Raw genomic sequence first — 20,929 nt, forward strand, 5'->3', positions numbered from 1 at the left:
TGCCGCATCAGACCCAGGTGTTTTCGTTCTGGTCGATGATGTGTTTCCTCGGCGTGCTGACCGTCGGCTTTATCTATGAGTGGAAGAAGGGCGCCCTGGAATGGGAGTGATCGTTCCCGCCGGTGAGGCAGGCCGCACCACCGTCGAAGGCTATAATCCCAAGGCCCACGATCCGTTCTTCGACGGCGTGTCGCAACAGCTCGCCGACAAGGGCTTCATCACGGCCGGCGTCGATGACCTGATCACCTGGGCGCGCACCGGCTCGCTGATGTGGATGACCTTCGGCCTGGCCTGCTGCGCGGTCGAGATGATGCAGGCGTCGATGCCGCGCTACGACCTGGAGCGCTACGGCTTCGCCCCGCGCGGATCGCCCCGCCAAAGCGACGTGATGATCGTCGCCGGCACGCTGGTGAACAAGATGGCTCCCGCCTTGCGCAAGGTCTACGACCAGATGCCCGAGCCGCGCTACGTGATCTCCATGGGCTCCTGCGCCAACGGCGGCGGCTACTACTACTTCAGCTATTCGACCGTGCGCGGCTGCGACCGCATCGTGCCGGTGGACGTCTATGTCCCCGGCTGCCCGCCGACCGCCGAAGCGCTCGTCTATGGCGTCCTGCAGCTGCAGAAGAAGATCCGCCGCACCGGGACCATCATGCGATGAGCTGGCCCCAGCCCCTTCCCATGCTGGAAAAGCTCGGCCAGCAGATCGTCAAGAAGTCCAAGGGCGCCTTCTCGGGCTACGAGGTGATGTACGGCGAGGTCAACCTCATGACGTCCGCCGCCCGCGTGATCGACGCGCTGACGGTCCTGCGCGACACGCCGGAGTTCGGCTTCTCGATCCTGATCGACGTCTGCGGCGCCGACTATCCCGAGCGCGAGCTGCGCTTCGACGTGGTCTATCATCTGCTGTCGATGACCAAGAACCTGCGCTGCCGGGTGAAGCTGCAGACCGACGAGGACACCGCCGTGCCGTCGGTCACCTCGGTCTTCCCCAGCGCCGACTGGTACGAGCGCGAGACCTTCGACATGTACGGGGTGTTCTTCAGCGATCACCCGGACCTGCGCCGCATCCTCACCGACTACGGCTTCCACGGCCATCCGCTGCGCAAAGACTTCCCGATGACCGGCTACGTCGAGGTCCGCTACGACGACGAGCTGAAGCGGGTGGTCTACGAGCCCGTGAAGTCCGTCGAATGGCGCAACTGGGATTTCCTCAGCCCCTGGGAAGGCGCCGAGCCCGGCTATGCCCCGCTGATCCCGGGCGACGAGAAATCGCTTCCCGCGGCTAAGGAGCCCATTGCTAAAGAGGGGGGCAAATGACCGGCGCCAACGCTCCCGCCAAGGACTCCGACTTCTTCGCGCCCGACGTGATCGGCGAGACCAAGGTCCGCAAGTTCAACATCAACTTCGGCCCGCAGCACCCGGCCGCGCACGGCGTGCTGCGCATGGTGCTGGAGCTGGACGGCGAGGTGGTCGAGCGCGTCGACCCGCACATCGGCCTGTTGCACCGCGGCACCGAGAAGCTGATGGAGGCCAGGCCCTATCAGCAGACGATCCCCTATTTCGACCGGCTCGACTACGTCGCCCCGATGAATCAGGAGCACGCCTATGTGCTGGCCCTGGAAAAGCTGATGGGCGTCGAGGTGCCGATCCGCGGCCAGCTGATCCGGGTGCTCTACGACGAGATCGGCCGCATCCTGAACCACATCCTCAACGTCACGACCCAGGCGATGGACGTCGGCGCCCTGACCCCGCCGCTCTGGGGCTTCGAAGAGCGCGAGAAGCTCATGGTCTTCTATGAGCGGGCGTCCGGCGCGCGCATGCACGCCAACTACTACCGGGTCGGCGGCGTGCGCCAGGACCTGCCGCCGGAGCTGGTCGAGGACATCGCCGACTGGTGCAGGCGCGTGCCCAAGGTGTTCGACGACATCGAGGGACTGATCACCGGCAATCGGATCTTCAAGCAGCGCAACGTCGACATCGGCAAGGTGACTAAGGCAGAGGCCCAGGCTTGGGGCTTCTCCGGCGTCATGGTGCGCGGCTCCGGCATCGCCTGGGACCTGCGCCGCAGCCAGCCCTACGAGTGCTACGACGAGCTGGAGTTCGAGGTGCCGCTAGGCGTGCACGGCGACTGCTACGACCGCTACCTCTGCCGCATGGAAGAGATGCGCCAGTCGGTGAAGATCATGGCCCAGTGCTGCGAGCGCCTGATGAAGACGCCGGGCCCGGCGCTGACGCCCGACAACAAGTTCGCAGCCCCCAAGCGGGGCGAGATGAAGCGCTCGATGGAATCGCTCATCCACCACTTCAAGCTGTTCACCGAGGGCTATCGGACCCCGCCCGGCGAGGTCTATGCCGCCGTCGAGGCGCCCAAGGGCGAGTTCGGCGTCTATCTGGTTTCGGACGGCACGAACCGGCCGTACCGCTGCAAGATTCGCGCGCCGAGCTTCGCCTTCCTGCAGGCGATGGACTGGATGAGCCGCGGCCACATGCTGGCCGACGTCTCCGCGATCCTGGGGTCGTTGGATATCGTGTTCGGGGAGATCGACCGTTGAGCGTTCGCCGCTTAGCTCAAGTCCAGCCGGCCAGCTTCGCCTTCAAGCCGGCGACGCTGAAGGCCGCCCAGGGCTGGATGGCCAACTTCCCGGCCGGCCGGCAGCAATCGGCGGTGATCGCCATCCTGTGGCTCGTGCAGAAGCAGGAAGGCTGGGTCTCCGAGCCCGCGATCCGCGCCGTCGCCGAGCTGCTCGGCATGCCGGTGATCCGGGTGCTGGAGATCGCCACCTTCTACACCATGTTCATGCTGGAGCCGGTGGGCGAGGTCGCCCTGGTGCAGGTCTGCGGCACCACGCCCTGCCAGACCCGCGGCTCGGAAGGCCTGCTGGCCGTGTGCCAGCGCAAGTTCGGCCCCTCGAACCATCGCTCTGCGGACGGCAAGTTCTACTGGCAGGAAGTCGAGTGTATGGGCGCCTGCGCCAACGCGCCCATGGCCGCCATCAACGACTACTACTACGAGGACCTTACCGCCGAGAGCCTCGAGAAGCTGCTGGACGACTTCGCGGCCGGCAAGAAGCCGAAGCCTGGCTCGGCGATCGGCCGCCAGGGCTCGGCGCCGGAAGGCGGGGCGACGACGCTGACCGACGCCAAACTCTACGACGGCTCGCTCGCCAAGAAGATCAAGATCCCGAACCTGCCCGAGAAGCCCTCCAAGGCGAAGGCGTCGGCATGAGTGGCGACCTCGACCTCATGAAGCAGCGGTTCGTGCAGATGATCCTCGGCTGCACCGCGCTGATGTTGATCGCCGTCGCGTTTGCGATCGCGCACTTCATCTATGGCGTGGGCTGGGCGCTTTGGGGCTTCGTCGGCTTCATGGCGGTCTCGTTCGCCTTGCAGATCTGGTTCGTCCGCGGTTTCGCCCGCACGAAGAAGGGTGGCTGAGTTGGCCGGTTTGCTCGCGGACAAGGACCGCATCTTCCTCAACATCTACGGCCAGCGCGACTGGGGGCTGGAGGGCGCGAAGGCGCGCGGCGCCTGGAACGGCACGCGCGACATCGTCGCCCAGACGCCGGAATGGATCTGCGACCAGATCAAGGCGTCGGGCCTGCGCGGCCGCGGCGGCGCGGGCTTCGCCACCGGGCTCAAGTGGACCTTCATGCCCAAGCAGGAGAGCGAGCGGCCGCACTATCTGCTGGTCAACGCCGACGAGAGCGAGCCCGGCGCCTGCAAGGACCGCGACATCCTGCGCAACGATCCGCACCTCCTGATCGAGGGCTGCCTGATCGCGTGTAAGGCCATGCGGGCGCACACCGCCTACATCTATATCCGCGGCGAATATGTCTTCGAACGCGAGCGGATGACCGCGGCGATCAAGCAGGCCTACGACGCCAAGCTGATCGGGCCGGGCAACGTCCATGGCTGGGACTGCGACGTGCGCCTGGCGCATGGCGGCGGGGCCTACATCTGCGGCGACGAGACGGCGCTGATGGAAAGCTTCGAGGGCAAGAAGGGCCAGCCGCGGCTGAAGCCCCCGTTCCCGGCCGGCGCCGGCATCTACGGCTGCCCGACCACGGTCAACAACGTCGAGACCATCGCCGTCGTCGGCACCATCCTGCGCCGCGGCGCGGCCTGGTTCGCGGGTTTCGGCACCGAGAAGTCGACCGGCACCAAACTGTTCGCCGGCTCCGGCCACCTGAACAAGCCCTGCGTCGTCGAGGACGCCGTCGGCATCAGCGTCAAGCAGCTGATCGAAGACCACTTCGGCGGCGTGCGCGGCGGCTGGTCGAACCTGAAGGCGGTGATCCCCGGCGGCATCTCGGTGCGGATGATCCCGGCCGATCAGTGCGACGAAGCCATCATGACCTACGAAGACCTGCAGTCGCGGGGCTCGGGCCTGGGCACCGGCACCATGATCGTCTTCGACAAGGACGCCGACCTGGTGAAGGCGATCGCGCGGGCCTCCTACTTTTACAAGCACGAGAGCTGCGGCCAGTGCACCCCCTGCCGCGAAGGCACCGGCTGGATGTGGCGGGTGATGGAGCGGATGGTCACCGGCGAGGCCGAGATGAGCGAGATCGACCTGCTGCTCGACGTCGCCAGCCAGGTCGAGGGCCACACCATCTGCGGCCTGGGCGACGCCGCGGCCTGGCCGATCCAGGGTCTCTTCCGCCACTTCCGCCACGAGGTGGAGGACCGGATCACCCAGTACCGCGCCGGCAAACCTCATGTGCAGGGCCACACCCTGCAGGCGGCGGAGTAGGCCCATGCCGATTTGCAAGGTCGACGGCGTCGAGGTCGAGTTCGAGCCCGGGATGAACGTCCTGCAGGTGGCCGAACTGGCGGGGAAGGAAATCCCGCGCTTCTGCTACCACGAGCGCCTGAGCATCGCCGGCAACTGCCGCATGTGCCTGGTCGAGGTGAAGCCCGGCCCGCCGAAGCCGCAGGCCTCCTGCGCCCTGCCGGCCGCCGAGAACATGGAGATCTTCACCGACACGCCGATGGTGAAGAAGGCCCGGCATGGCGTCATGGAATTCCTGCTGATCAACCACCCGCTGGACTGCCCGATCTGCGACCAGGGCGGCGAGTGCGACCTGCAGGATCAGGCCATGGGCTATGGCCGCGACGACAGCCGCTACGCCGACAACAAGCGCGCCGTCGAAGAGAAGTTCATGGGGCCGCTGGTCAAGACGGTGATGACCCGCTGCATCCAGTGCACCCGCTGCGTCCGGTTCATCACCGAAGTGGCCGGCGTGCCGGAAATCGGTCTGATAAGTCGCGGCGAAGACGTTGAAATCACGACCTATCTCGACAAGGCCGTGACCTCGGAACTGAGCGCCAACATCATCGACCTCTGCCCGGTCGGCGCGCTCACCTCCAAGCCCTACGCCTTCAACGCCCGGCCCTGGGAGCTGAAGAAGACCGAGAGCGTCGACGTGATGGATGCGCTGGGCTCGGCGATCCGGGTGGACGCGCGGGGCGCCGCGGTGCTGCGCGTCCTGCCGCGCGTCAACGAGGACATCAACGAGGAGTGGATCTCCGACAAGACCCGCTACGCCGTCGACGGCTTGGCGCGCCAGCGTCTGGACCGGCCGTTCATCCGCTCGGCCGGCAAGCTGCGCCCCGCCACCTGGGCCGAGGCGCTGGACGCCGTGGCGGCGAAGCTGAAGGCGACGTCGCCGGACCGCATCGGCGTCATCGCCGGCGAACTGCAGGACGCGGAATCCATGAAGGCCGCGCTCGATCTCTTCCGTGGCCTGGGCGTGCAGTCCACCGACTGCCGTGAGGATGGGATGCAGCTGGGCGCAGGCCCGCGCCAGAGCTGGCTGTTCAACTCGACGATCGCGGGCATCGAAGACGCCGACGTCGTCCTGCTGGTGGGCGTCAATCCGCGGACCGAAGCGCCGGTGCTCAACGCGCGCCTGCGCAAGCGCTGGCTGGCCGGCGCGCTCAAGGTCGGCGTCATCGGCGAGCAGATCGACCTGACCTATCCTTACGAACACCTGGGCGCGGGCCCCAAGAGCCTGGGCGCGCTCGCCAAGTCGAAGAGCGATTTCGTCGCCGCGCTGAAGTCGGCCAAGGCGCCGGCGATCATCGTGGGGGCCGGGGCCCTGACCCGCGCCGACAGCGCCGCGGTGCTGAAAAGCGCCGGCGCCGTGGCCAAGGCCTTCGGCATGACCTGGAACGTGCTGCACAGCGCCGCCTCCCGCGTCGGCGGCCTCGACCTCGGCTTCACGCCGGGCGAGGGCGGCAAGACGGCGGCGGAGCTGGCGGCCAAGGGCGGCGCGGACGTGCTGTTCCTGCTGGGCGCCGACGAGATCGACACCTCGGCCTCCGGCGCCTTCACCGTCTATCTCGGGACCCACGGCGACCGTGGCGCGCACAAGGCCGACGTGATCCTGCCGGGCGCGGCCTACACCGAGAAGAACGGCCTCTACGTCAACACCGAGGGCCGGGTGCAGCAGGGCGTGCGCGCCGTGTTCCCCAAGGGCGAAGCCAAGGAGGACTGGGCGATCCTGCGCGCGCTCTCCGAGCGGCTGGGCGCCAAGTTGCCCTACGACAGCCTGGACGCGCTGCGCGCAAAGCTGTTCGCCGATCACCCGAGCTTCGGCCGCATCGACCACGTGGACGGCCGCGACGCCGCCGCCGGCCTCGACCTGGGTTCGCTCGGCGGCAAGGGTGACGTCTCCGACGCCCCCTTCGCTAGCGCGGTGACCGGCTTCTACCAGACCAACGCCATCGCCCGCGCCAGCGTGACCATGGCCGAGTGCGCCGCCCAGGCTTCGGGCGCCGCCAGACTTGCGGCGGAATAGATGGATTTCTGGACCACCCCCATCGGCTGGACCCTGCTGACCGTCGGCCAGATTCTGCTGGTCACCGTCGTCCTGCTGCTGACCGTCGCCTTCCTGATCTACGGCGACCGCAAGATCTTCGCCGGCGTGCAGATGCGCAAAGGCCCCAACGTGGTAGGCCCCTTCGGCCTGCTGCAGTCCTTCGCCGACCTGGGCAAGTTCCTGATCAAGGAGCTGATCGTCCCGGCCGGCGCCGACAAGTTCGTCTTCCTGCTGGCGCCGCTGATCAGCGTGACGCTCGCCCTCGGCTCCTGGGCCGCCATGCCTCTCGCGCCCGGCTGGGTGATCTCCAACATCAATGTGGGGATCCTCTACCTGTTCGCCGTCTCCTCGATGGGCGTCTACGGCATCATCATGGGCGGCTGGGCGTCCAACTCGAAGTACCCGTTCCTGGGCGCCCTGCGCTCAGCCGCGCAGATGGTGTCCTACGAGGTTTCCATCGGCTTTGTGATCATCACGGTCGTCCTGCTGTCCGGCAGTCTGAATCTGACGACGATCACCGAGAAGCAGGGCGGCGGCTTCTGGAACTGGAACATCTTCGGCGGCGCGGGCCTGCACAATCTGCCTCTGGCCCTGGTGATGATCCCGATGGGGGTGATCTTCTTTATCTCGGGCCTGGCCGAGACCAACCGCCCGCCCTTCGACCTGCCGGAGGCCGAGAGCGAGCTCGTGGCCGGCTATGCGATCGAATATGGCTCTACGCCCTACATGCTCTTCTACCTGGCCGAGACCGCCAACATCATCCTGATGAGCGGGCTGATGGCGATCCTGTTCCTGGGCGGCTGGCAGGCCCCCTGGCCGACGCACTACCTCGATGGCTTCCACGGCAACGGCCTCTTCAGCGGCGCCTGGATCGCCAGCCTGCATGGCCTGATCATGTTGGCGGTGAAGACGTTCGCTGTCTTCTTCATGAACGCCATGGTCCGCGCCGTCGTGCCGCGCTATCGCTACGACCAGCTGATGCGCCTGGGCTGGAAGGTGTTCCTGCCGACCTCGCTGGTCGCCGTGGCGCTCGTCGCCGGCTGGCGCGTCTATGCTCCGGTGATGGGATGATCCGCGCGTTTGCTCCCCTGCTGGCCGTGCTCGCGCTGGGCCTTTCGGCCTGCGCGGAGACGCAGGACGCCAACGTCACCGGCACCGCCGACTACGACACGCTGAAGCGCGCCACCGCTGACTGCGCGGCCAAGGGCGGCAAGTTCGTCCTCAAGGACGGTGGCGACAGCCAGTACATCCAAGACTACGCGTGCAAGGGGACCTGATGTTCAGCCGTATCGGACAGGCGATGAAGGGCGCGATGCTGCTGGATTTCGCCGGCGCGCTCGGCCTTGGCCTGAAGTACATGGCGCGCCCCAAGGCGACCGTGATCTACCCCCACGAGCGCAACCCGCAGAGCCCCAGGTTCCGCGGCGAGCACGCCCTGCGTCGCTATCCCAACGGCGAGGAACGCTGCATCGCCTGCAAACTCTGCGAGGCCATCTGCCCGGCCCAGGCCATCACCATCGAGGCGGAACCGCGCGAGGACGGCAGCCGGCGCACGACCCGCTACGACATCGACATGGTCAAATGCATCTACTGCGGCCTGTGCCAGGAGGCCTGCCCGGTGGACGCCATCGTCGAGGGGCCGAACCTGGAGTTCGCCGTCGAGACGCGCGAGGAGCTCTACTACGACAAGGCCAAGCTGCTCGATAACGGCGACCGCTGGGAACGCGAGATCGCGAAGAATCTGGAACTGGACGCGCCCTATCGCTAAGACCCGCCCGGGCCTGACGCGTAAGCGAATCTGACGACGAACGACGGGAGCTAGAACCGGCCGATGGCCCTGCAGGCGATCGCATTTTATCTGATGGCGGCGGTGACGCTTGCGAGCGCGCTCGCGGTCGTCTCCGCGAAGAATCCCGTGCACTCGGTGCTGTTCCTGATCGCGGCGTTCTTCTCCGCGGCGGGACTGTTCGTGCTGCTGGGCGCCGAGTTCCTGGCGATGCTGCTGGTGGTCGTCTACGTGGGCGCCGTGGCGGTGCTGTTCCTGTTCGTGGTCATGATGCTGGACGTCGACTTCGCCCAGCTTAGGCAGGGCTTCGTGCAGTACATGCCGCTGGGCGGGCTGATCGCCGGCGGCCTGGCCATCGAGATGATCATCGTCTCGACCACGGTCGCCACCAAGGGCGCGGCCCGACTGAACGATACGCCGATGGCCATGGGCAGGGACCCGACGGCGGGCATGAGCAACATCGAGGCGATCGGGCGCGTGCTCTACACGCACTACGTCTACTTCTTCCAGGCGGCCGGCATGGTGCTGCTGGTGGCGATGATCGGGGCCATCGTGCTCACCCTGCGCCACAAGCCCGGCGTGAAGCGCCAGATCATCATGGACCAGGTGCTGCGCACGCCGAAGAGCGGCATGCGCATGGTCTCGCCCAAGCCCGGCGAAGGGATCGACGCATGATCCTCCTTCGCCAAGGCTTCGGAGGGTGCATCCTCCTGGCGTCCGCACATCGTTCCGAAGGATCAATCCTTCGAAGCTCCAGAGGAGCGAAGTAGGATGACCATCGGGCTGCAGCACTATCTCGCGGTTGCCGCGATCCTTTTCACAATCGGGGTCTTCGGCATCTTCGTGAACCGCAAGAACATCATCGTCATCCTGATGTCGGTGGAGCTGATCCTGCTCGCCGTGAACATCAACCTGGTGGCCTTCTCGGCCTATCTGGGCAACGTCACCGGCCAGGTGTTCGCCATGTTCGTGCTCACCGTCGCGGCCGCCGAGGCCGCCGTGGGCCTGGCGATCCTGGTCACCTTCTTCCGTAACCGCGGCGATATCGCCGTGGACGACGCCTCGATGATGAAGGGCTGAGGATGGATCCCAAGCTCCTCGTCACGATCATCCTCTACGGTCCGCTGATCGGCGCGATCGTCGCGGGCCTGTTCGGCCGCCGGATCGGCAATGTCGCGTCGCAGACGGTGACCACCGGCTTCCTGATGCTATCGGCGGTGCTGTCCTGGGTAGTGTTCAGCCAGTGGACCTGGGGTCATCTCGAGCCCTTCACCAACGTCTACGCGCCGTTCATCCAGGTCGGGAAATTCGTCTCCAACTGGTCGTTCAGGCTCGATGGGCTGTCGGCGGTGATGCTGGTGGTGGTGACCACGGTCTCCAGCCTCGTGCACCTCTACAGCTGGGGGTACATGGCCGAGGACGACAGCAAGCCGCGCTTCTTCGCCTACCTGTCGCTGTTCACCTTCGCCATGCTGAGCCTGATCAGCGCCGCGGACTTCATGCAGCTGTTCTTCGGCTGGGAAGGCGTGGGCCTGGCCAGCTACCTCCTGATCGGCTTCTGGTTCCACAAGCCCACCGCCAACGCCGCGGCGATCAAGGCCTTCGTGGTCAACCGGGTCGGCGATTTCGGCTTCGCGCTCGGCATCATGACGGTGTTCTGGTCGCTGGGCTCGATCCAGTTCGCCCAGGTCTTCCCGTTGGTCGCGGCGCACGCGGGCGACACCTGGCAGTTCGCCGGCCAGAGCTTCCGGCTGATGGACCTCGCCTGCACGCTGCTGTTCATCGGCGCCATGGGCAAGTCGGCGCAGTTCTTCCTGCACACCTGGCTGCCCGACGCCATGGAAGGCCCAACGCCGGTCTCCGCCCTGATCCACGCCGCGACCATGGTCACCGCCGGCGTCTACATGGTCTGCCTGCTGTCGCCGATGTTCGAATATGCGCCGGTGGCCAAGCACGTCGTCGTGGTGATCGGGGCGATGACCGCGCTGTTCGCCGCCACGGTCGGCCTCGTCCAGAACGACATCAAGCGGGTGATCGCCTATTCGACCTGTTCGCAGCTCGGCTACATGTTCATGGCCGCGGGCGTCGGCGCCTATCAGGCCTCGATGTTCCACCTCTTCACCCACGCCTTCTTCAAGGCCCTGCTGTTCCTGGGCGCGGGTTCGGTGATCCACGCCATGGTCCACGAGCAGGACATGCGCCGCTACGGCGCCCTGGCGAAATACCTGCCGGTGACCTTCGCGGTCATGACCATCGGCACCATCGCCATCACCGGCCTTGGCATCCCCGGCGTCGGCGGCTTCGCGGGCTTCTATTCCAAGGACTCGATCATTCAGTCGGCCTACGCCGCCGGCCACGCGGGCGATCCGATCGGCTACTTCGCCTTCGTCATGGGCGTGTTCGTGGCCGGCCTGACCGCCTTCTACTCCTGGCGCTTGGCCTTCTTCACCTTCAACGGCCACGCCCGCTGGACGAGCGAGGACCTGGAGCATCACTGGCACAACCGCGACCACGATCAGGGCGACCACGGCCATGACGATCATGCGCATGCGGCCGAGACCCACGCCGAACCCGGCCACGGCGACCATGCCCACCTGCCGCATGAGAGCCCCTGGACCATGCGCCTGCCGCTGATCCTGCTGGCCATCGGCGCCATCGCCTCGGGCTTTGTCTTCGCCGGCAAGTTCATCGGCGAGGAGCACATTGAGTTCTGGAAGGGCGCGATCTTCACCGCCGCGAACAACCATGTCCTGGCCGAGGTCGAAGCGCCCTGGTGGCTCGCGCAGTCGCCGCTGATCGTCTCGATCCTGGGCCTGCTGTTCGCCGCCTGGATGTACATCCTGAAGGAAGGCATCGGCGCGAAGTGGGCCGCCCAGAAGGGCCCCGTCTACCTGTTCCTCTACAACAAGTGGTTCTTCGACGAGCTCTATGACGCGACCTTCGTGAAGGCCGCCAAGGTCCTGGGCGACCTCTTCTGGAAGGGCGGCGACCAGAAGCTGATCGATGGTCTCGGCCCCGATGGCGTCAGCGCCGTCTCGCTGCAGGTCGGCAAGGGGGCAGGGCGCCTGCAGACCGGCTTCCTCTATCACTACGCCTTCGTGATGCTGCTGGGGGTCGCCGCGATCCTCACCTACGCCCTCTGGGCCTGGAACGCGTAGGGAGCGACAAGCACATGCCCATTCTCTCCCTCATCACCTACGCCCCGCTGCTCGGCGTCGCCGGCATCCTGGCGCTGCGCCTGTTCGGCAAGGCCGACGACCCCAAGTCGGTCGAGGCGTCGAAGTGGATCGCGCTGGTCACCACGCTCGCGACTCTGGCGCTCTCGGTCCTGCTGGTCGTGCAGTTCAATCCGAACGACGCCGGCTTCCAGTTCAACGAGACCGCGCCCTGGTTCGCGGGCCTCAACTACCGCATGGGCGTGGATGGCATCTCCGTCCTGTTCGTGCTGCTCAACGCCTTCCTGATGCCGATCTGTATCGTCGCGTCCTGGAAGGCGATCGAGAAGCGCGTCCTCGAATATATGATCGCCTTCCTGATCCTCGAGACGCTGGTGACGGGGGTGTTCGTCTCCCTCGACATCATCCAGTTCTACATCTTCTTCGAGTTCGGCCTGGTGCCGATGTTCCTGATCATCGGTATCTGGGGCGGCCAGCGGCGGGTCTACGCGGCCTTCAAGTTCTTCCTCTACACCCTGCTGGGCTCGGTCCTGATGCTGGCCGCGATCCTGGCGATGATCGGCATCAGCCACACCAGCTCGATCCCCGAGCTGATGACCTATCACTTCGACCCGGCCGTCCAGACCTGGCTGTGGCTGGCCTTCTTCGCCTCCTTCGCGGTGAAGATGCCGATGTGGCCGGTGCACACCTGGCTGCCCGACGCCCACGTCGAGGCCCCGACCGCGGGCTCGGTGATCCTGGCCGGCATCCTCTTGAAGCTCGGCGGCTACGGCTTCATGCGCTTTTCCCTGCCGATGTTCCCGCAGGCCTCGCACCTGTTCACGCCGCTGATCTTCGCGCTCAGCGTCATCGCCATCGTCTACACCTCGCTGGTCGCGTTCCGGCAGGTCGATATCAAGAAGCTGATCGCCTATTCGTCGGTCGCCCACATGGGCTTCGTGACCATGGGCATCTTCTCCGGCACGCCCACCGGCGAGCAGGGCGCGCTCTTCCAGATGCTGAGCCACGGGGTGATCAGTGGCGCGCTCTTCCTCTGCGTCGGCGTCGTCTACGACCGGATGCATACCCGCGAGATCGCCTTCTACGGCGGCATCGTCACCCGCATGCCCTGGTACGCGGCGACCTTCATGCTCTTCACCATGGGCAATGTCGGCCTGCCGGGCACCTCGGGCTTCGTCGGCGAGATCCTGACCATGACCGGGACCTATGGCGTCTCGACCTGGACGGCGATCGTCGCGGCGACCGGGGTGATCTTCTCGGCGGTCTATGCGCTCAGCCTCTACCGGCGCGTGGTGTTCGGCACGATCGTCAATCCCAAGCTGGCCGACATCGGCGACCTCGACTGGCGCGAGGTGGCGATCTTCGCCCCGCTGATCGCCGCCACCCTGGTGCTGGGCGTGCAGCCCGGCCTCATCATGAACCTGACCCAGGCCTCCGCGGACCACCTCGTCTCGGCCTATCAAGCGGCCATCGGGGGCTGACGACCTAAATGACCTTCTCCGCCGACCTGGGCCTCGCCTATCCCGAACTGATCCTGGCCATCGGAGCCATGGTGCTCCTGGTGCTGGGCGCGTTTGCGCCCAAGGCCGGACGGCTGGTGGGTTGGGGCGGCGTGCTGGTGCTGGCCGCCGCGGCCTTCCAGGCCGCCACCGGGCCGTTCGGCAGGGGCTTCGCCGGCGGCATGATCGCCGACGACGCCTCGGCCTTCGCCCAGGTGGCGATCTTCGCCTCCAGCGCCATCTCCATCCCGCTCGGCCAGCGCTGGTTCGAGCGGCGCGGCGTGCACAATTTCGAGTTCCCGGTGCTGATCGTCCTGGCCGCGCTCGGCATGGGCATGATGGCGTCGGCCGGCGACCTGATCTCGCTCTACGTCGGCGTCGAACTGCACAGCCTCGCCCTCTACGTCCTGGCCGCCATGCACCGCGACAACGCCAAGGCGTCCGAGGCGGGCCTGAAGTATTTCGTGCTCGGCGCGCTCTCGTCGGGCCTGCTGCTCTATGGCGCGAGCCTGGTCTACGGCTTCGCCGGCTCGACGCTGTTCAGCGACATCGCGGTCGCCGTGAAACACGGCGCCAACACCGGCGTCCTGTTTGGCCTGGTCTTCCTGATCTGCGGCCTGGCCTTCAAGGTCTCCGCCGCGCCCTTCCATATGTGGACGCCGGACGTCTACGAGGGCGCGCCGACCCCGGTCGTCGGCTTCTTCGCCGCCGCGCCGAAGCTGGCCGCCATGGTGCTGTTCGCGCGCCTGCTGGCCGAGGGCTTCGGCGGCGCGATCCCGCAGTGGCAGCAGGTCTTGGTGGTGCTGGGGCTGATCTCGGTCGGCGTCGGCGCCTTCGCGGGCCTGGCGCAAAAGAACCTCAAGCGCCTGTGGGCCTATTCCTCCATCGCCAACGTCGGCTACGCGATCATCGGCCTCTCGGCCGGCACCGCGGAGGGCGTGCAGTCCATGCTGATCTTCATGGTCCTCTACATGGTCGACGTGACCGGCTTCTTCGCCTGCCTTGCCGCGCTCAAGCGCCAGGGCCGCGACATGGAAACCTTCGACGACATGGCGGGCCTCTTCAAGGAGCAGCCGGGCATCGCGCTGGCCATGACCGCCTTTTCGCTCTCGGCGCTGGGTTTGCCGCCGTTCTCCGGCTTCTGGGCCAAGCTGTTTGTCTTCAAGGCGGCGCTGAACGCCGGCCTGCCGGTCGCCGCGGCGCTCGGCTTGGTCGGCTCGGTCGTGGCGGCTTTCTACTATCTGCGCCTGATCAAGGTGATGTGGTTCGACGGCGCGACCGGCGTCACCGACACCCCGCCCGTCGAGGCCAAGACCATCGCCATCGGCCTGGCGCTCTTCACCTTCCCGATCGTCCTTGGCGCGCTCATCTGGATCTATCCGGCGGCGGACCGGGCCGCGCGCGCCTTCGGCCTAGCCTAGCCCGTTGGCCGACCACCCACCGATCGAAGCCTACGACGAGATCGACTCCACCAACGCCGAGGCGCGCCGCCGCGCGGAAGCCGGCGAGGGCGGGCCGGTGTGGATCACCGCGCGCCGCCAGACCGCCGGCCGCGGCCGCCGGGGCCGCGCCTGGTCCACCGAGACCGGCAATCTCGCCGCGACGCTCCTCACCACCACCGACGCGCCCGCCGCCGAGGCCGCCCAGCTGTCGTTCGTGGCCGCGCTCGCCGCCTGCGATCTGGCCGACACCTGCCTGGGCGCCGGCGCCGCACGCCTGAAATGGCCCAACGACGTCCTGGTGTTCGGCAGGAAGGCGGTCGGCATCCTCGTGGAATCCGGCGCCCGGCCCGACGGGCGGCTCTGGCTCGCCGTCGGCATCGGAATCAATCTGGCCCACGCGCCCACCGATATCGAGCGTCCGGCCACCTCTTTCGCCGAGCACATGCCCGGTCCGCCGCCCAAGCCAGCCGACGCTGTCGAGGTGCTGGCCGGCAGGTTTGAATCCTGGCGCAAGCTTTGGGCGACACAGGGGTTTTCGCCTATCGCCGAGGGCTGGACGGCCCGCGCCCACGGGCTGGGCGAACGCTGCGAGGCGCGCCTGCCCAACCGCACGCTCCTGGGTGTCGCCGAGGGCATGGACGCGGACGGCGCCCTCAGACTCCGGCTGGACGACGGCGCGCTGGAGCGCATAACGGCCGGCGACGTCTTTTTCGGAGGGGCCTGACCCCATGCTCTTGGCCATCGAACAGGGCAACACCAACACCCTCTTCGCCGTGCACGACGGCAAGGCGTGGATCGCCCAGTGGCGCTCGGCCACCCATTCCACCCGCACGGCCGACGAATACGCCGTCTGGCTGTCGCAGCTGCTGGCGATGGCCGGCCTGGAGCTCGGGGTCTTCACCGGCTGCATCATCTCCAGCGTGGTGCCGCAGTCGATCTTCAACCTGCGCAACCTCGCCCGCCGCTACCTGAAGGTCGAACCCCTGGTGATCGGCGAGAACGTCGAACTCGGCATCGAGGTGCGCATCGAAAAGCCCTCCGAGGCCGGCGCCGACCGCCTGGTCAACGCCGTGGGCGCGCACATGGTCTATCCCGGCGACCTGATCATCATCGACAGCGGCACGGCGACCACCTTCGACGTCATCGCCGCGGATGGGGCCATGGAGGGCTGCGCCATCGCGCCCGGCATCAACCTTTCCATGGAAGCCCTGCATCAGGCCGCCGCCAAGCTGCCGCGCATCGCCATCCAGCGCCCGCGCGGCAACACCGCCATCGGCAAGGACACCGTCGCGGCCATGCAGTCCGGGGTCTTCTGGGGCTATATCGCCCTCATCGAGGGCTTGGTGACCCGGATCAAGACCGAGTGGGGCCAGCCCATGACCGTCGTCGGAACCGGCGGCGTCGCCTCGCTCTTCCACGGAGCGACCAGCTCCATCGACCACTTCGATCCGGACCTCACCATCCGGGGCATGCTCGAGATTTACCGCCGGAACACGGCGCAGGGATAAATGGCCAAAGCTAGTAAAGACGACGAACTCGTCTTCCTGCCGCTCGGCGGGTCGAACGAGATCGGCATGAACTTCAACCTCTACGGCTTTGGGCCGTCGCACGACCGCAAGTGGATCGTGGTCGACCTCGGCATCACCTTCGGCGACCAGACGACGCCCGGCGTCGAGGTGATCCTGCCCGATCCGACCTTCATGGAGGAGAACGCCGACCGCCTCCTGGGCATCGTGCTGACCCATGCGCACGAGGACCACATCGGCGCGGTCGCCTGGCTCTGGCCCCGGTTCAAGGCGCCGATCTACGCCACGCCCTTCACCGCCTTCATCCTGCGCGAGAAGCTGCGCGAGGCCGGCCTGTTGGACGAGGCGGAGATCACCGAAGTGCCCTTGAGCGGCAAGATCTCGCTGGGCCCCTTCGAGCTTGAACTGATCACGCTCACCCACTCGATCCCCGAGCCCAACGGCCTGGCGATCCGCACCCCGCTGGGTGTCATCCTGCACACCGGCGACTGGAAGATCGACCCCGACCCGCTGCTGGGCGCGGTCACCGACTCCGACGCCATCCAGCGCCTGGGCGACGAGGGCGTGCTGGCCATGGTCTGCGACAGCACCAACGTCTTCGTCGACGGCCACGCCGGCTCAGAGGCGCAGGTGCGCGAGACCCTGATCCCGCTGATCGGCAGCCTGAAGGGCAAGGTCGCCGTCGCCTGCTTCGCCTCCAATGTCGCGCGGATGGACTCCATCGCCCGCGCCGCCGAGGCCAACGGCCGCCGCGTCTGCCTGGCCGGCCGCTCCATGCACCGCATGTCGGCGGCGGCCAAGTCGGTGGGCCTGATGCAGGGCCTGCAGCCGTTCCTCGACGACAGCGAGGCCAAGAAGTTCCCGCCGGACAAGGTGCTGTTCCTCTGCACCGGCAGCCAGGGCGAGGGCAGGGCCGCGCTGGCCCGGATCGCCGACGGCACCCATCCGCACGTCAACCTGGGCGCGGGCGATTCCGTGGTGTTCTCCAGCCGCGTGATCCCCGGCAACGAGATCCCGATCCGCAACCTGCAGGACAAGCTCGCCGACCGCGGCGTGCGCCTCTACACCGAGCGCGACCACCCGGGCATCCACGTCTCCGGCCACCCCTGCCGCGACGAGCTGGCGGAAATGTACCGCTGGGCGCGGCCGGAAATCTCCGTCCCGACCCACGGCGAGCGCCGCCACCTCCTGGAACACGCCGCCTTCGCCCGCGACCTGCAGGTACCCCAGCAGGTGACGCCCCGCAACGGCGACATGGTCCGCCTCGCGCCCGGCCGCGCGGCGATCATCGACGAGGTCCCGGCGGGCCGGCTCTACGTCGACGGCGGCATGGTCACCGTCGAGAACGGCGACGCCTTGCGTGAGCGCCGTCACGCGGCCTCCAACGGCATGCTGGCGGTCTCCGTCGTGCTGGACGGCAAGAACCGCATCGTCTCCGGCCCGCAGGTGAGGGCGCTCGGCCTGCCCTCGGAGCCGGACTATCCGCTCGACGACATCCTCGACGACCTGGCCGACGAGGCCGAACAGGCGCTCGGCCGCCTGAAGGGCGAACAGCGCGAACTCGACGAAGACGTCGAAGCCGCCATCTCCCGCGCCATCAAGAAGGCCAGCCAACGCGTCTGGGGCCGCCGTCCGGTGGTGGAGACGACGGTGCTGCGGCTCTAACTAATATTATCGTTTGACAGTAATTAATTGATGCGAGACGCTGTGGTCAGCCTCAGGGAGACCGCGTCATGGCCGCTGTCGTCGATATCGCCCCGCCGCAACCCGCCGCGACCCCGAGCTTCCGCCGGCTCCGGGCCGCGAGCAGGGCGCTGGAATGGCTGTTCGCGGGGCTGTTCGCCGTCTTCATCGCGATCGCGGGGGGCAGCCTGTGGATCCTGTGGCTCTACCAGGGGACCCTGATCACCGTCGGCCCACGTGGCGGCTGGATATCGACCACCACGCCACCGCCGGATTTCATTCCGTTCCGTGCCTGGCCGTTGGCGGAGAAGCTCGCCTATACCCCTGATGTCCTTTTCCGGGCCGCGCCGACCATCCTGTTGTTCTGGTGTCTGCGCAGCCTGTTTCAGGGCTATGGGCGCGGGCAGGTGTTCACGGCGCGCAATGCCGGTCTGATCCAGGCCATGGGCGTCTGCCTGATCGTCGACGCCGCCGCGCCCTTCCTCTGTCACCTGATCCTGTCGGCCACCGGCTACGAGATCGACAGGATGTGGGCCCACATGGCCGCCCTGCAGGAACTGGTGCTGGGCGCCGTGGTCTTCGTCGTCGCCCTGGTCATGCAGGCCGGTCACGAGATCGAGGAAGACCGCGAGGGGTTCGTCTGATGGCCATCGTGCTTCGCCTCGACGTGGTGATGGCCCGGCGCAAGGTGCGATCGAACGTGCTGGCCCGCGCCATCGGCATCACCGAGGCCAACCTGTCGCTGCTGAAGTCCGGCAAGGTGAAGGGCCTGCGCTTCTCCACCCTGGAGGCGATCTGCCGGTTCCTCGACTGCCAGCCGGGCGACATCCTGGAATTCATTCCCGACGAGCACGCCGAGGCGGCCGAAGCCGAGCCGCTGCGACAAGCCAGCTGACCTGACCCAACCCTAGAACCGAACCAAGGAGAACGACCGATGATCGGGCGAATGATGGCGCTTGCCTGCACGCTGGCGCTGATGGCCGGTGCCGCGCGGGCCGAGATGGTCGATGTCGACGGCGGCCAAATCTACTACGAGACCTGCGCGCCAAAGAAGACGGACGCGCAAGCCGTTGTCCTGATCCACGACGGGGTGGTGAACTCCGCCAGCTTCGACGACATGTGGCCGATCCTCTGCGGGGACTTCCGCGTCGTCCGCTACGACCGGCGCGGTTACGGCAAGTCGCCGGCCGCCAAGGCGCCCTATTCGCCGCAGGAAGACCTGGCCGCCGTGATGAAGGTCGCCGGCTTCGACCACGCCAGCCTCGTGGGCTTCTCCTTCGGCGGCGGTTTGGCGGTGAGCTACGCGATCCTGCACCCGGAACAGGTGGACCGCCTGGTGATCTCCGGGCCGTCCCTCAACGGCTTCCAGCCGAGCCCGGCGTTCGGAAAGGCCATCACCCACATCATGCTGCCGATGGTCATCGGCAATATGGACGCCGTGGCCGCCAACGCCGCGAAGTCCGGCTGGGTCATGGCGCCCGGCCACGACGAGGCGAGGCTCAAGGCGCAGGCGATCCTGAAGGCCAGTCCGCAGGACCTCCGCCATCAGATGAAGGACCCGATCAAGGGCTGGCCTTCAGACCTGCCGCGGATGCGCGATCTCCGCGTACCGACCCTGATCATGATCGGCGACCACGACATCGCCGACAACCAGGCGACCTCCGGCGCGGCCCAGGCGCTGATCCCCGGCTCGCGGCGTATCGTCATCGACGACGCCGGCCACCTGATGCAGCTGGAGCATCCCAAGGAGCTCGCCGACCTGATCGCCGACTTCGTGAAGAAGGGGAAGTAGGGTCGGTCGGTGTTCAGCGGCGGCGACGGATTGAACGCCTCCTTCCTCCTCGACGGAGGAAGGCCGGGATGGTGGTGTGGCCTCAGCGTTCGGTGAAGCCATAGGTCGGCGCCGATGACAGCCACACGCTTCATCTCGGCGTGCACACCACCACCCTGACCCTCCTCCATCGAGGAGGAGGGAAGCACCCTTTCCGCCCGCGCCGCTGGATCTCGATCCGCTCTATCCCTCCGCCAACCCCAACCCATCGATCGCCGCCAGCTGACCCGGCTCCAAAGGCCCGGCGGCCTCGGCCGCCAGGCATTGCGCGAGTTCGGCGCGGTTCTTCACGCCCAGCACCACGGTGTCGATATTGGGCATGCCGAGCGCATAGCGGTGCGCCACGACCGCCGGGTCCTCGCCCCAGCTTGCGCAGAGCGCGCGGAACGGCGCGGCGCGGGTAAAGTCGGTGTTGTCCGGGTTGTTGGCCGAGAGCGGCCGGTCGACGCCGGAGGTCAGGGCGCCCGCCTGCACCGCGCGGATGCCCATGACGCCCAGGCCCCGCGCCTTGGCCGCCGCGGCGACCTCGCGCGGACGGGCGGGCTCAGCGTAGCGGCGAAGCGCGCCGGGGCTATCCATCAGGTTGGCGATGGCCTGCACGACGTCGGGGCTCGGCGCATGGTCGATCGCCTGCAGCACCGCCGTCGGCACGCCGATGCCGGTGATCCCCCAGGCGCCGATCCGCCCCTGGGCCTTCAGCCGCGCCATCGCCGGGGCGACCTCCCCGGCATAGAGCGACCAGCGGGTCGAAAAGCCGTCCTTGTGCGCGTCGCCGTGCGCGTAGCTGAAGCAATCCAGGTGGATGTTGGAATGCAGGAAGAACAGATCGACGCGATCCAGCTTCATCGCCGCCAGGCTGTCGTTCAGCGATTGCTCCAGCCGCGAAGCGACCTCCGACGCCGGCGGCGAGCCCAGCTGGTGCTTGGTCGTGACCTTGACCCCCGCCGGCAGGCGCCCGCCGAACACCTCGCCGATGAAGGCCTCGCAGTTGCGGTACATGGGCGCCGCGTCGAGCACCGTGATCCCACCATCGATCGCGGCCGTCAGCGTCGCCAACGCCTCGTCCTTGGTGTTCTCGCCCCAGATCTGGCCGATCCCGCCGCCGCCCAGCGTCAGGCGGCTGACCTCGCCCAGCGGACCCAGTGTCGCGGTTCTCATG

The 20,929-nt window shown here is 67.3% G+C and carries 23 protein-coding genes; 22 read left to right on the plus strand and 1 reads right to left on the minus strand.

What is annotated here, in order from left to right; translation table 11 throughout:
* From ndhC to VKQ35_RS14260, 22 genes are all read left to right on the plus strand, one after another.
* Positions 1-110, plus strand: a 110-nt coding sequence (ndhC, locus tag VKQ35_RS14155) for an NADH-quinone oxidoreductase subunit A (RefSeq protein ID WP_324362870.1), incomplete at its 5' end; no start/stop codon positions are given.
* A complete protein-coding gene (locus VKQ35_RS14160) occupies positions 80-661 on the plus strand; it encodes an NADH-quinone oxidoreductase subunit B family protein (protein ID WP_324362684.1) in 582 nt (193 codons plus the stop codon). The genes ndhC and VKQ35_RS14160, both read left to right, overlap by 31 nt.
* Positions 658-1,320 carry an NADH-quinone oxidoreductase subunit C gene (locus tag VKQ35_RS14165; protein WP_324362686.1) on the plus strand — a complete coding sequence of 221 codons (663 nt, stop codon included), beginning with the start codon at positions 658-660 and terminating at the stop codon, positions 1,318-1,320. The genes VKQ35_RS14160 and VKQ35_RS14165 overlap by 4 nt, the downstream gene beginning before the upstream one ends.
* A complete protein-coding gene (locus tag VKQ35_RS14170) occupies positions 1,317-2,555 on the plus strand; it encodes an NADH-quinone oxidoreductase subunit D (RefSeq protein WP_324362688.1) in 1,239 nt (412 codons plus the stop codon). The genes VKQ35_RS14165 and VKQ35_RS14170 overlap by 4 nt, the downstream gene beginning before the upstream one ends.
* Positions 2,552-3,229, plus strand: a complete 678-nt coding sequence (gene nuoE, locus VKQ35_RS14175; protein WP_324362690.1) for an NADH-quinone oxidoreductase subunit NuoE — start codon at positions 2,552-2,554, stop codon at positions 3,227-3,229. The genes VKQ35_RS14170 and nuoE overlap by 4 nt, the downstream gene beginning before the upstream one ends.
* The gene (locus tag VKQ35_RS14180) at positions 3,226-3,438 is read left to right on the plus strand and encodes a hypothetical protein (RefSeq protein WP_324362692.1); all 213 of its coding nucleotides are present in this window, start codon (positions 3,226-3,228) and stop codon (positions 3,436-3,438) included. Before nuoE ends, VKQ35_RS14180 begins: the two co-directional genes overlap by 4 nt.
* A gap of 1 nt (position 3,439) precedes the next feature.
* A complete protein-coding gene (nuoF, locus tag VKQ35_RS14185; RefSeq protein ID WP_324362694.1) occupies positions 3,440-4,756 on the plus strand; it encodes an NADH-quinone oxidoreductase subunit NuoF in 1,317 nt (438 codons plus the stop codon).
* A gap of 4 nt (positions 4,757-4,760) precedes the next feature.
* Complete coding sequence (gene nuoG, locus VKQ35_RS14190; protein ID WP_324362696.1) at positions 4,761-6,806, plus strand: NADH-quinone oxidoreductase subunit NuoG; 2,046 nt, start codon at positions 4,761-4,763, stop codon at positions 6,804-6,806.
* Positions 6,807-7,898, plus strand: a complete 1,092-nt coding sequence (gene nuoH, locus VKQ35_RS14195; protein ID WP_324362698.1) for an NADH-quinone oxidoreductase subunit NuoH — start codon at positions 6,807-6,809, stop codon at positions 7,896-7,898.
* The gene (locus VKQ35_RS14200; protein ID WP_324362700.1) at positions 7,895-8,104 is read left to right on the plus strand and encodes a hypothetical protein; all 210 of its coding nucleotides are present in this window, start codon (positions 7,895-7,897) and stop codon (positions 8,102-8,104) included. The genes nuoH and VKQ35_RS14200 overlap by 4 nt, the downstream gene beginning before the upstream one ends.
* Positions 8,104-8,595 (plus strand): NADH-quinone oxidoreductase subunit NuoI, encoded by a 492-nt coding sequence (nuoI, locus tag VKQ35_RS14205; RefSeq protein WP_324362702.1) that lies wholly within the window; start codon positions 8,104-8,106, stop codon positions 8,593-8,595. Before VKQ35_RS14200 ends, nuoI begins: the two co-directional genes overlap by 1 nt.
* A 63-nt stretch (positions 8,596-8,658) precedes the next feature.
* Positions 8,659-9,288, plus strand: coding sequence for an NADH-quinone oxidoreductase subunit J (locus VKQ35_RS14210; protein ID WP_324362704.1), 630 nt, complete (start codon positions 8,659-8,661; stop codon positions 9,286-9,288).
* A 96-nt stretch (positions 9,289-9,384) separates the two neighbouring features.
* Positions 9,385-9,693 (plus strand): NADH-quinone oxidoreductase subunit NuoK, encoded by a 309-nt coding sequence (gene nuoK, locus VKQ35_RS14215; RefSeq protein ID WP_324362705.1) that lies wholly within the window; start codon positions 9,385-9,387, stop codon positions 9,691-9,693.
* A 2-nt stretch (positions 9,694-9,695) separates the two neighbouring features.
* On the plus strand, positions 9,696-11,771 hold the full coding sequence (gene nuoL, locus VKQ35_RS14220; protein ID WP_324362707.1) for an NADH-quinone oxidoreductase subunit L: 2,076 nt from the start codon (positions 9,696-9,698) through the stop codon (positions 11,769-11,771).
* A gap of 14 nt (positions 11,772-11,785) precedes the next feature.
* The gene (locus VKQ35_RS14225) at positions 11,786-13,270 is read left to right on the plus strand and encodes an NADH-quinone oxidoreductase subunit M (RefSeq protein WP_324362709.1); all 1,485 of its coding nucleotides are present in this window, start codon (positions 11,786-11,788) and stop codon (positions 13,268-13,270) included.
* 8 nt (positions 13,271-13,278) lie between these two features.
* Positions 13,279-14,709, plus strand: a complete 1,431-nt coding sequence (gene nuoN, locus VKQ35_RS14230) for an NADH-quinone oxidoreductase subunit NuoN (protein ID WP_324362711.1) — start codon at positions 13,279-13,281, stop codon at positions 14,707-14,709.
* A 4-nt stretch (positions 14,710-14,713) separates the two neighbouring features.
* A complete protein-coding gene (locus tag VKQ35_RS14235) occupies positions 14,714-15,454 on the plus strand; it encodes a biotin--[acetyl-CoA-carboxylase] ligase (protein ID WP_324362712.1) in 741 nt (246 codons plus the stop codon).
* A gap of 4 nt (positions 15,455-15,458) precedes the next feature.
* Positions 15,459-16,238 carry a type III pantothenate kinase gene (locus tag VKQ35_RS14240; RefSeq protein ID WP_324362713.1) on the plus strand — a complete coding sequence of 260 codons (780 nt, stop codon included), beginning with the start codon at positions 15,459-15,461 and terminating at the stop codon, positions 16,236-16,238.
* A complete protein-coding gene (locus tag VKQ35_RS14245) occupies positions 16,239-17,921 on the plus strand; it encodes a ribonuclease J (RefSeq protein WP_324362714.1) in 1,683 nt (560 codons plus the stop codon).
* A 68-nt stretch (positions 17,922-17,989) separates the two neighbouring features.
* On the plus strand, positions 17,990-18,583 hold the full coding sequence (locus VKQ35_RS14250) for a DUF2975 domain-containing protein (RefSeq protein WP_324362715.1): 594 nt from the start codon (positions 17,990-17,992) through the stop codon (positions 18,581-18,583).
* The gene (locus VKQ35_RS14255; RefSeq protein WP_324362717.1) at positions 18,583-18,834 is read left to right on the plus strand and encodes a helix-turn-helix transcriptional regulator; all 252 of its coding nucleotides are present in this window, start codon (positions 18,583-18,585) and stop codon (positions 18,832-18,834) included. Before VKQ35_RS14250 ends, VKQ35_RS14255 begins: the two co-directional genes overlap by 1 nt.
* Before the next feature lie 39 nt (positions 18,835-18,873).
* Entirely contained in the window at positions 18,874-19,731 is an 858-nt protein-coding gene (locus VKQ35_RS14260) for an alpha/beta hydrolase (protein WP_324362718.1), read from the plus strand.
* Between the two features lie 222 nt (positions 19,732-19,953).
* Here VKQ35_RS14260 and VKQ35_RS14265 read toward each other — a convergent pair whose 3' ends face one another.
* A complete protein-coding gene (locus tag VKQ35_RS14265) occupies positions 19,954-20,928 on the minus strand; it encodes an aldo/keto reductase (RefSeq protein ID WP_324362720.1) in 975 nt (324 codons plus the stop codon).
* Position 20,929: the final 1 nt, after the last annotated feature.

Source organism: Phenylobacterium sp. (assembly GCF_035309685.1).
Lineage (GTDB): Bacteria > Pseudomonadota > Alphaproteobacteria > Caulobacterales > Caulobacteraceae > Phenylobacterium.

Coding starts and splice junctions, on each gene's coding strand:
- nuoK (WP_324362705.1), top strand. CDS start 9,385: ATGACCATCGGGCTGCAGCACTATCTCGCGGTTGCCGCGATCCTTTTC.
- VKQ35_RS14255 (WP_324362717.1), top strand. CDS start 18,583: ATGGCCATCGTGCTTCGCCTCGACGTGGTGATGGCCCGGCGCAAGGTG.
- VKQ35_RS14165 (WP_324362686.1), top strand. CDS start 658: ATGAGCTGGCCCCAGCCCCTTCCCATGCTGGAAAAGCTCGGCCAGCAG.
- nuoH (WP_324362698.1), top strand. CDS start 6,807: ATGGATTTCTGGACCACCCCCATCGGCTGGACCCTGCTGACCGTCGGC.
- VKQ35_RS14250 (WP_324362715.1), top strand. CDS start 17,990: ATGGCCGCTGTCGTCGATATCGCCCCGCCGCAACCCGCCGCGACCCCG.
- VKQ35_RS14210 (WP_324362704.1), top strand. CDS start 8,659: ATGGCCCTGCAGGCGATCGCATTTTATCTGATGGCGGCGGTGACGCTT.
- VKQ35_RS14170 (WP_324362688.1), top strand. CDS start 1,317: ATGACCGGCGCCAACGCTCCCGCCAAGGACTCCGACTTCTTCGCGCCC.
- VKQ35_RS14180 (WP_324362692.1), top strand. CDS start 3,226: ATGAGTGGCGACCTCGACCTCATGAAGCAGCGGTTCGTGCAGATGATC.
- VKQ35_RS14225 (WP_324362709.1), top strand. CDS start 11,786: ATGCCCATTCTCTCCCTCATCACCTACGCCCCGCTGCTCGGCGTCGCC.
- VKQ35_RS14200 (WP_324362700.1), top strand. CDS start 7,895: ATGATCCGCGCGTTTGCTCCCCTGCTGGCCGTGCTCGCGCTGGGCCTT.
- nuoN (WP_324362711.1), top strand. CDS start 13,279: ATGACCTTCTCCGCCGACCTGGGCCTCGCCTATCCCGAACTGATCCTG.
- nuoG (WP_324362696.1), top strand. CDS start 4,761: ATGCCGATTTGCAAGGTCGACGGCGTCGAGGTCGAGTTCGAGCCCGGG.
- VKQ35_RS14260 (WP_324362718.1), top strand. CDS start 18,874: ATGATCGGGCGAATGATGGCGCTTGCCTGCACGCTGGCGCTGATGGCC.
- VKQ35_RS14245 (WP_324362714.1), top strand. CDS start 16,239: ATGGCCAAAGCTAGTAAAGACGACGAACTCGTCTTCCTGCCGCTCGGC.
- VKQ35_RS14265 (WP_324362720.1), bottom strand. CDS start 20,928: ATGAGAACCGCGACACTGGGTCCGCTGGGCGAGGTCAGCCGCCTGACG.
- VKQ35_RS14240 (WP_324362713.1), top strand. CDS start 15,459: ATGCTCTTGGCCATCGAACAGGGCAACACCAACACCCTCTTCGCCGTG.
- nuoI (WP_324362702.1), top strand. CDS start 8,104: ATGTTCAGCCGTATCGGACAGGCGATGAAGGGCGCGATGCTGCTGGAT.
- nuoL (WP_324362707.1), top strand. CDS start 9,696: ATGGATCCCAAGCTCCTCGTCACGATCATCCTCTACGGTCCGCTGATC.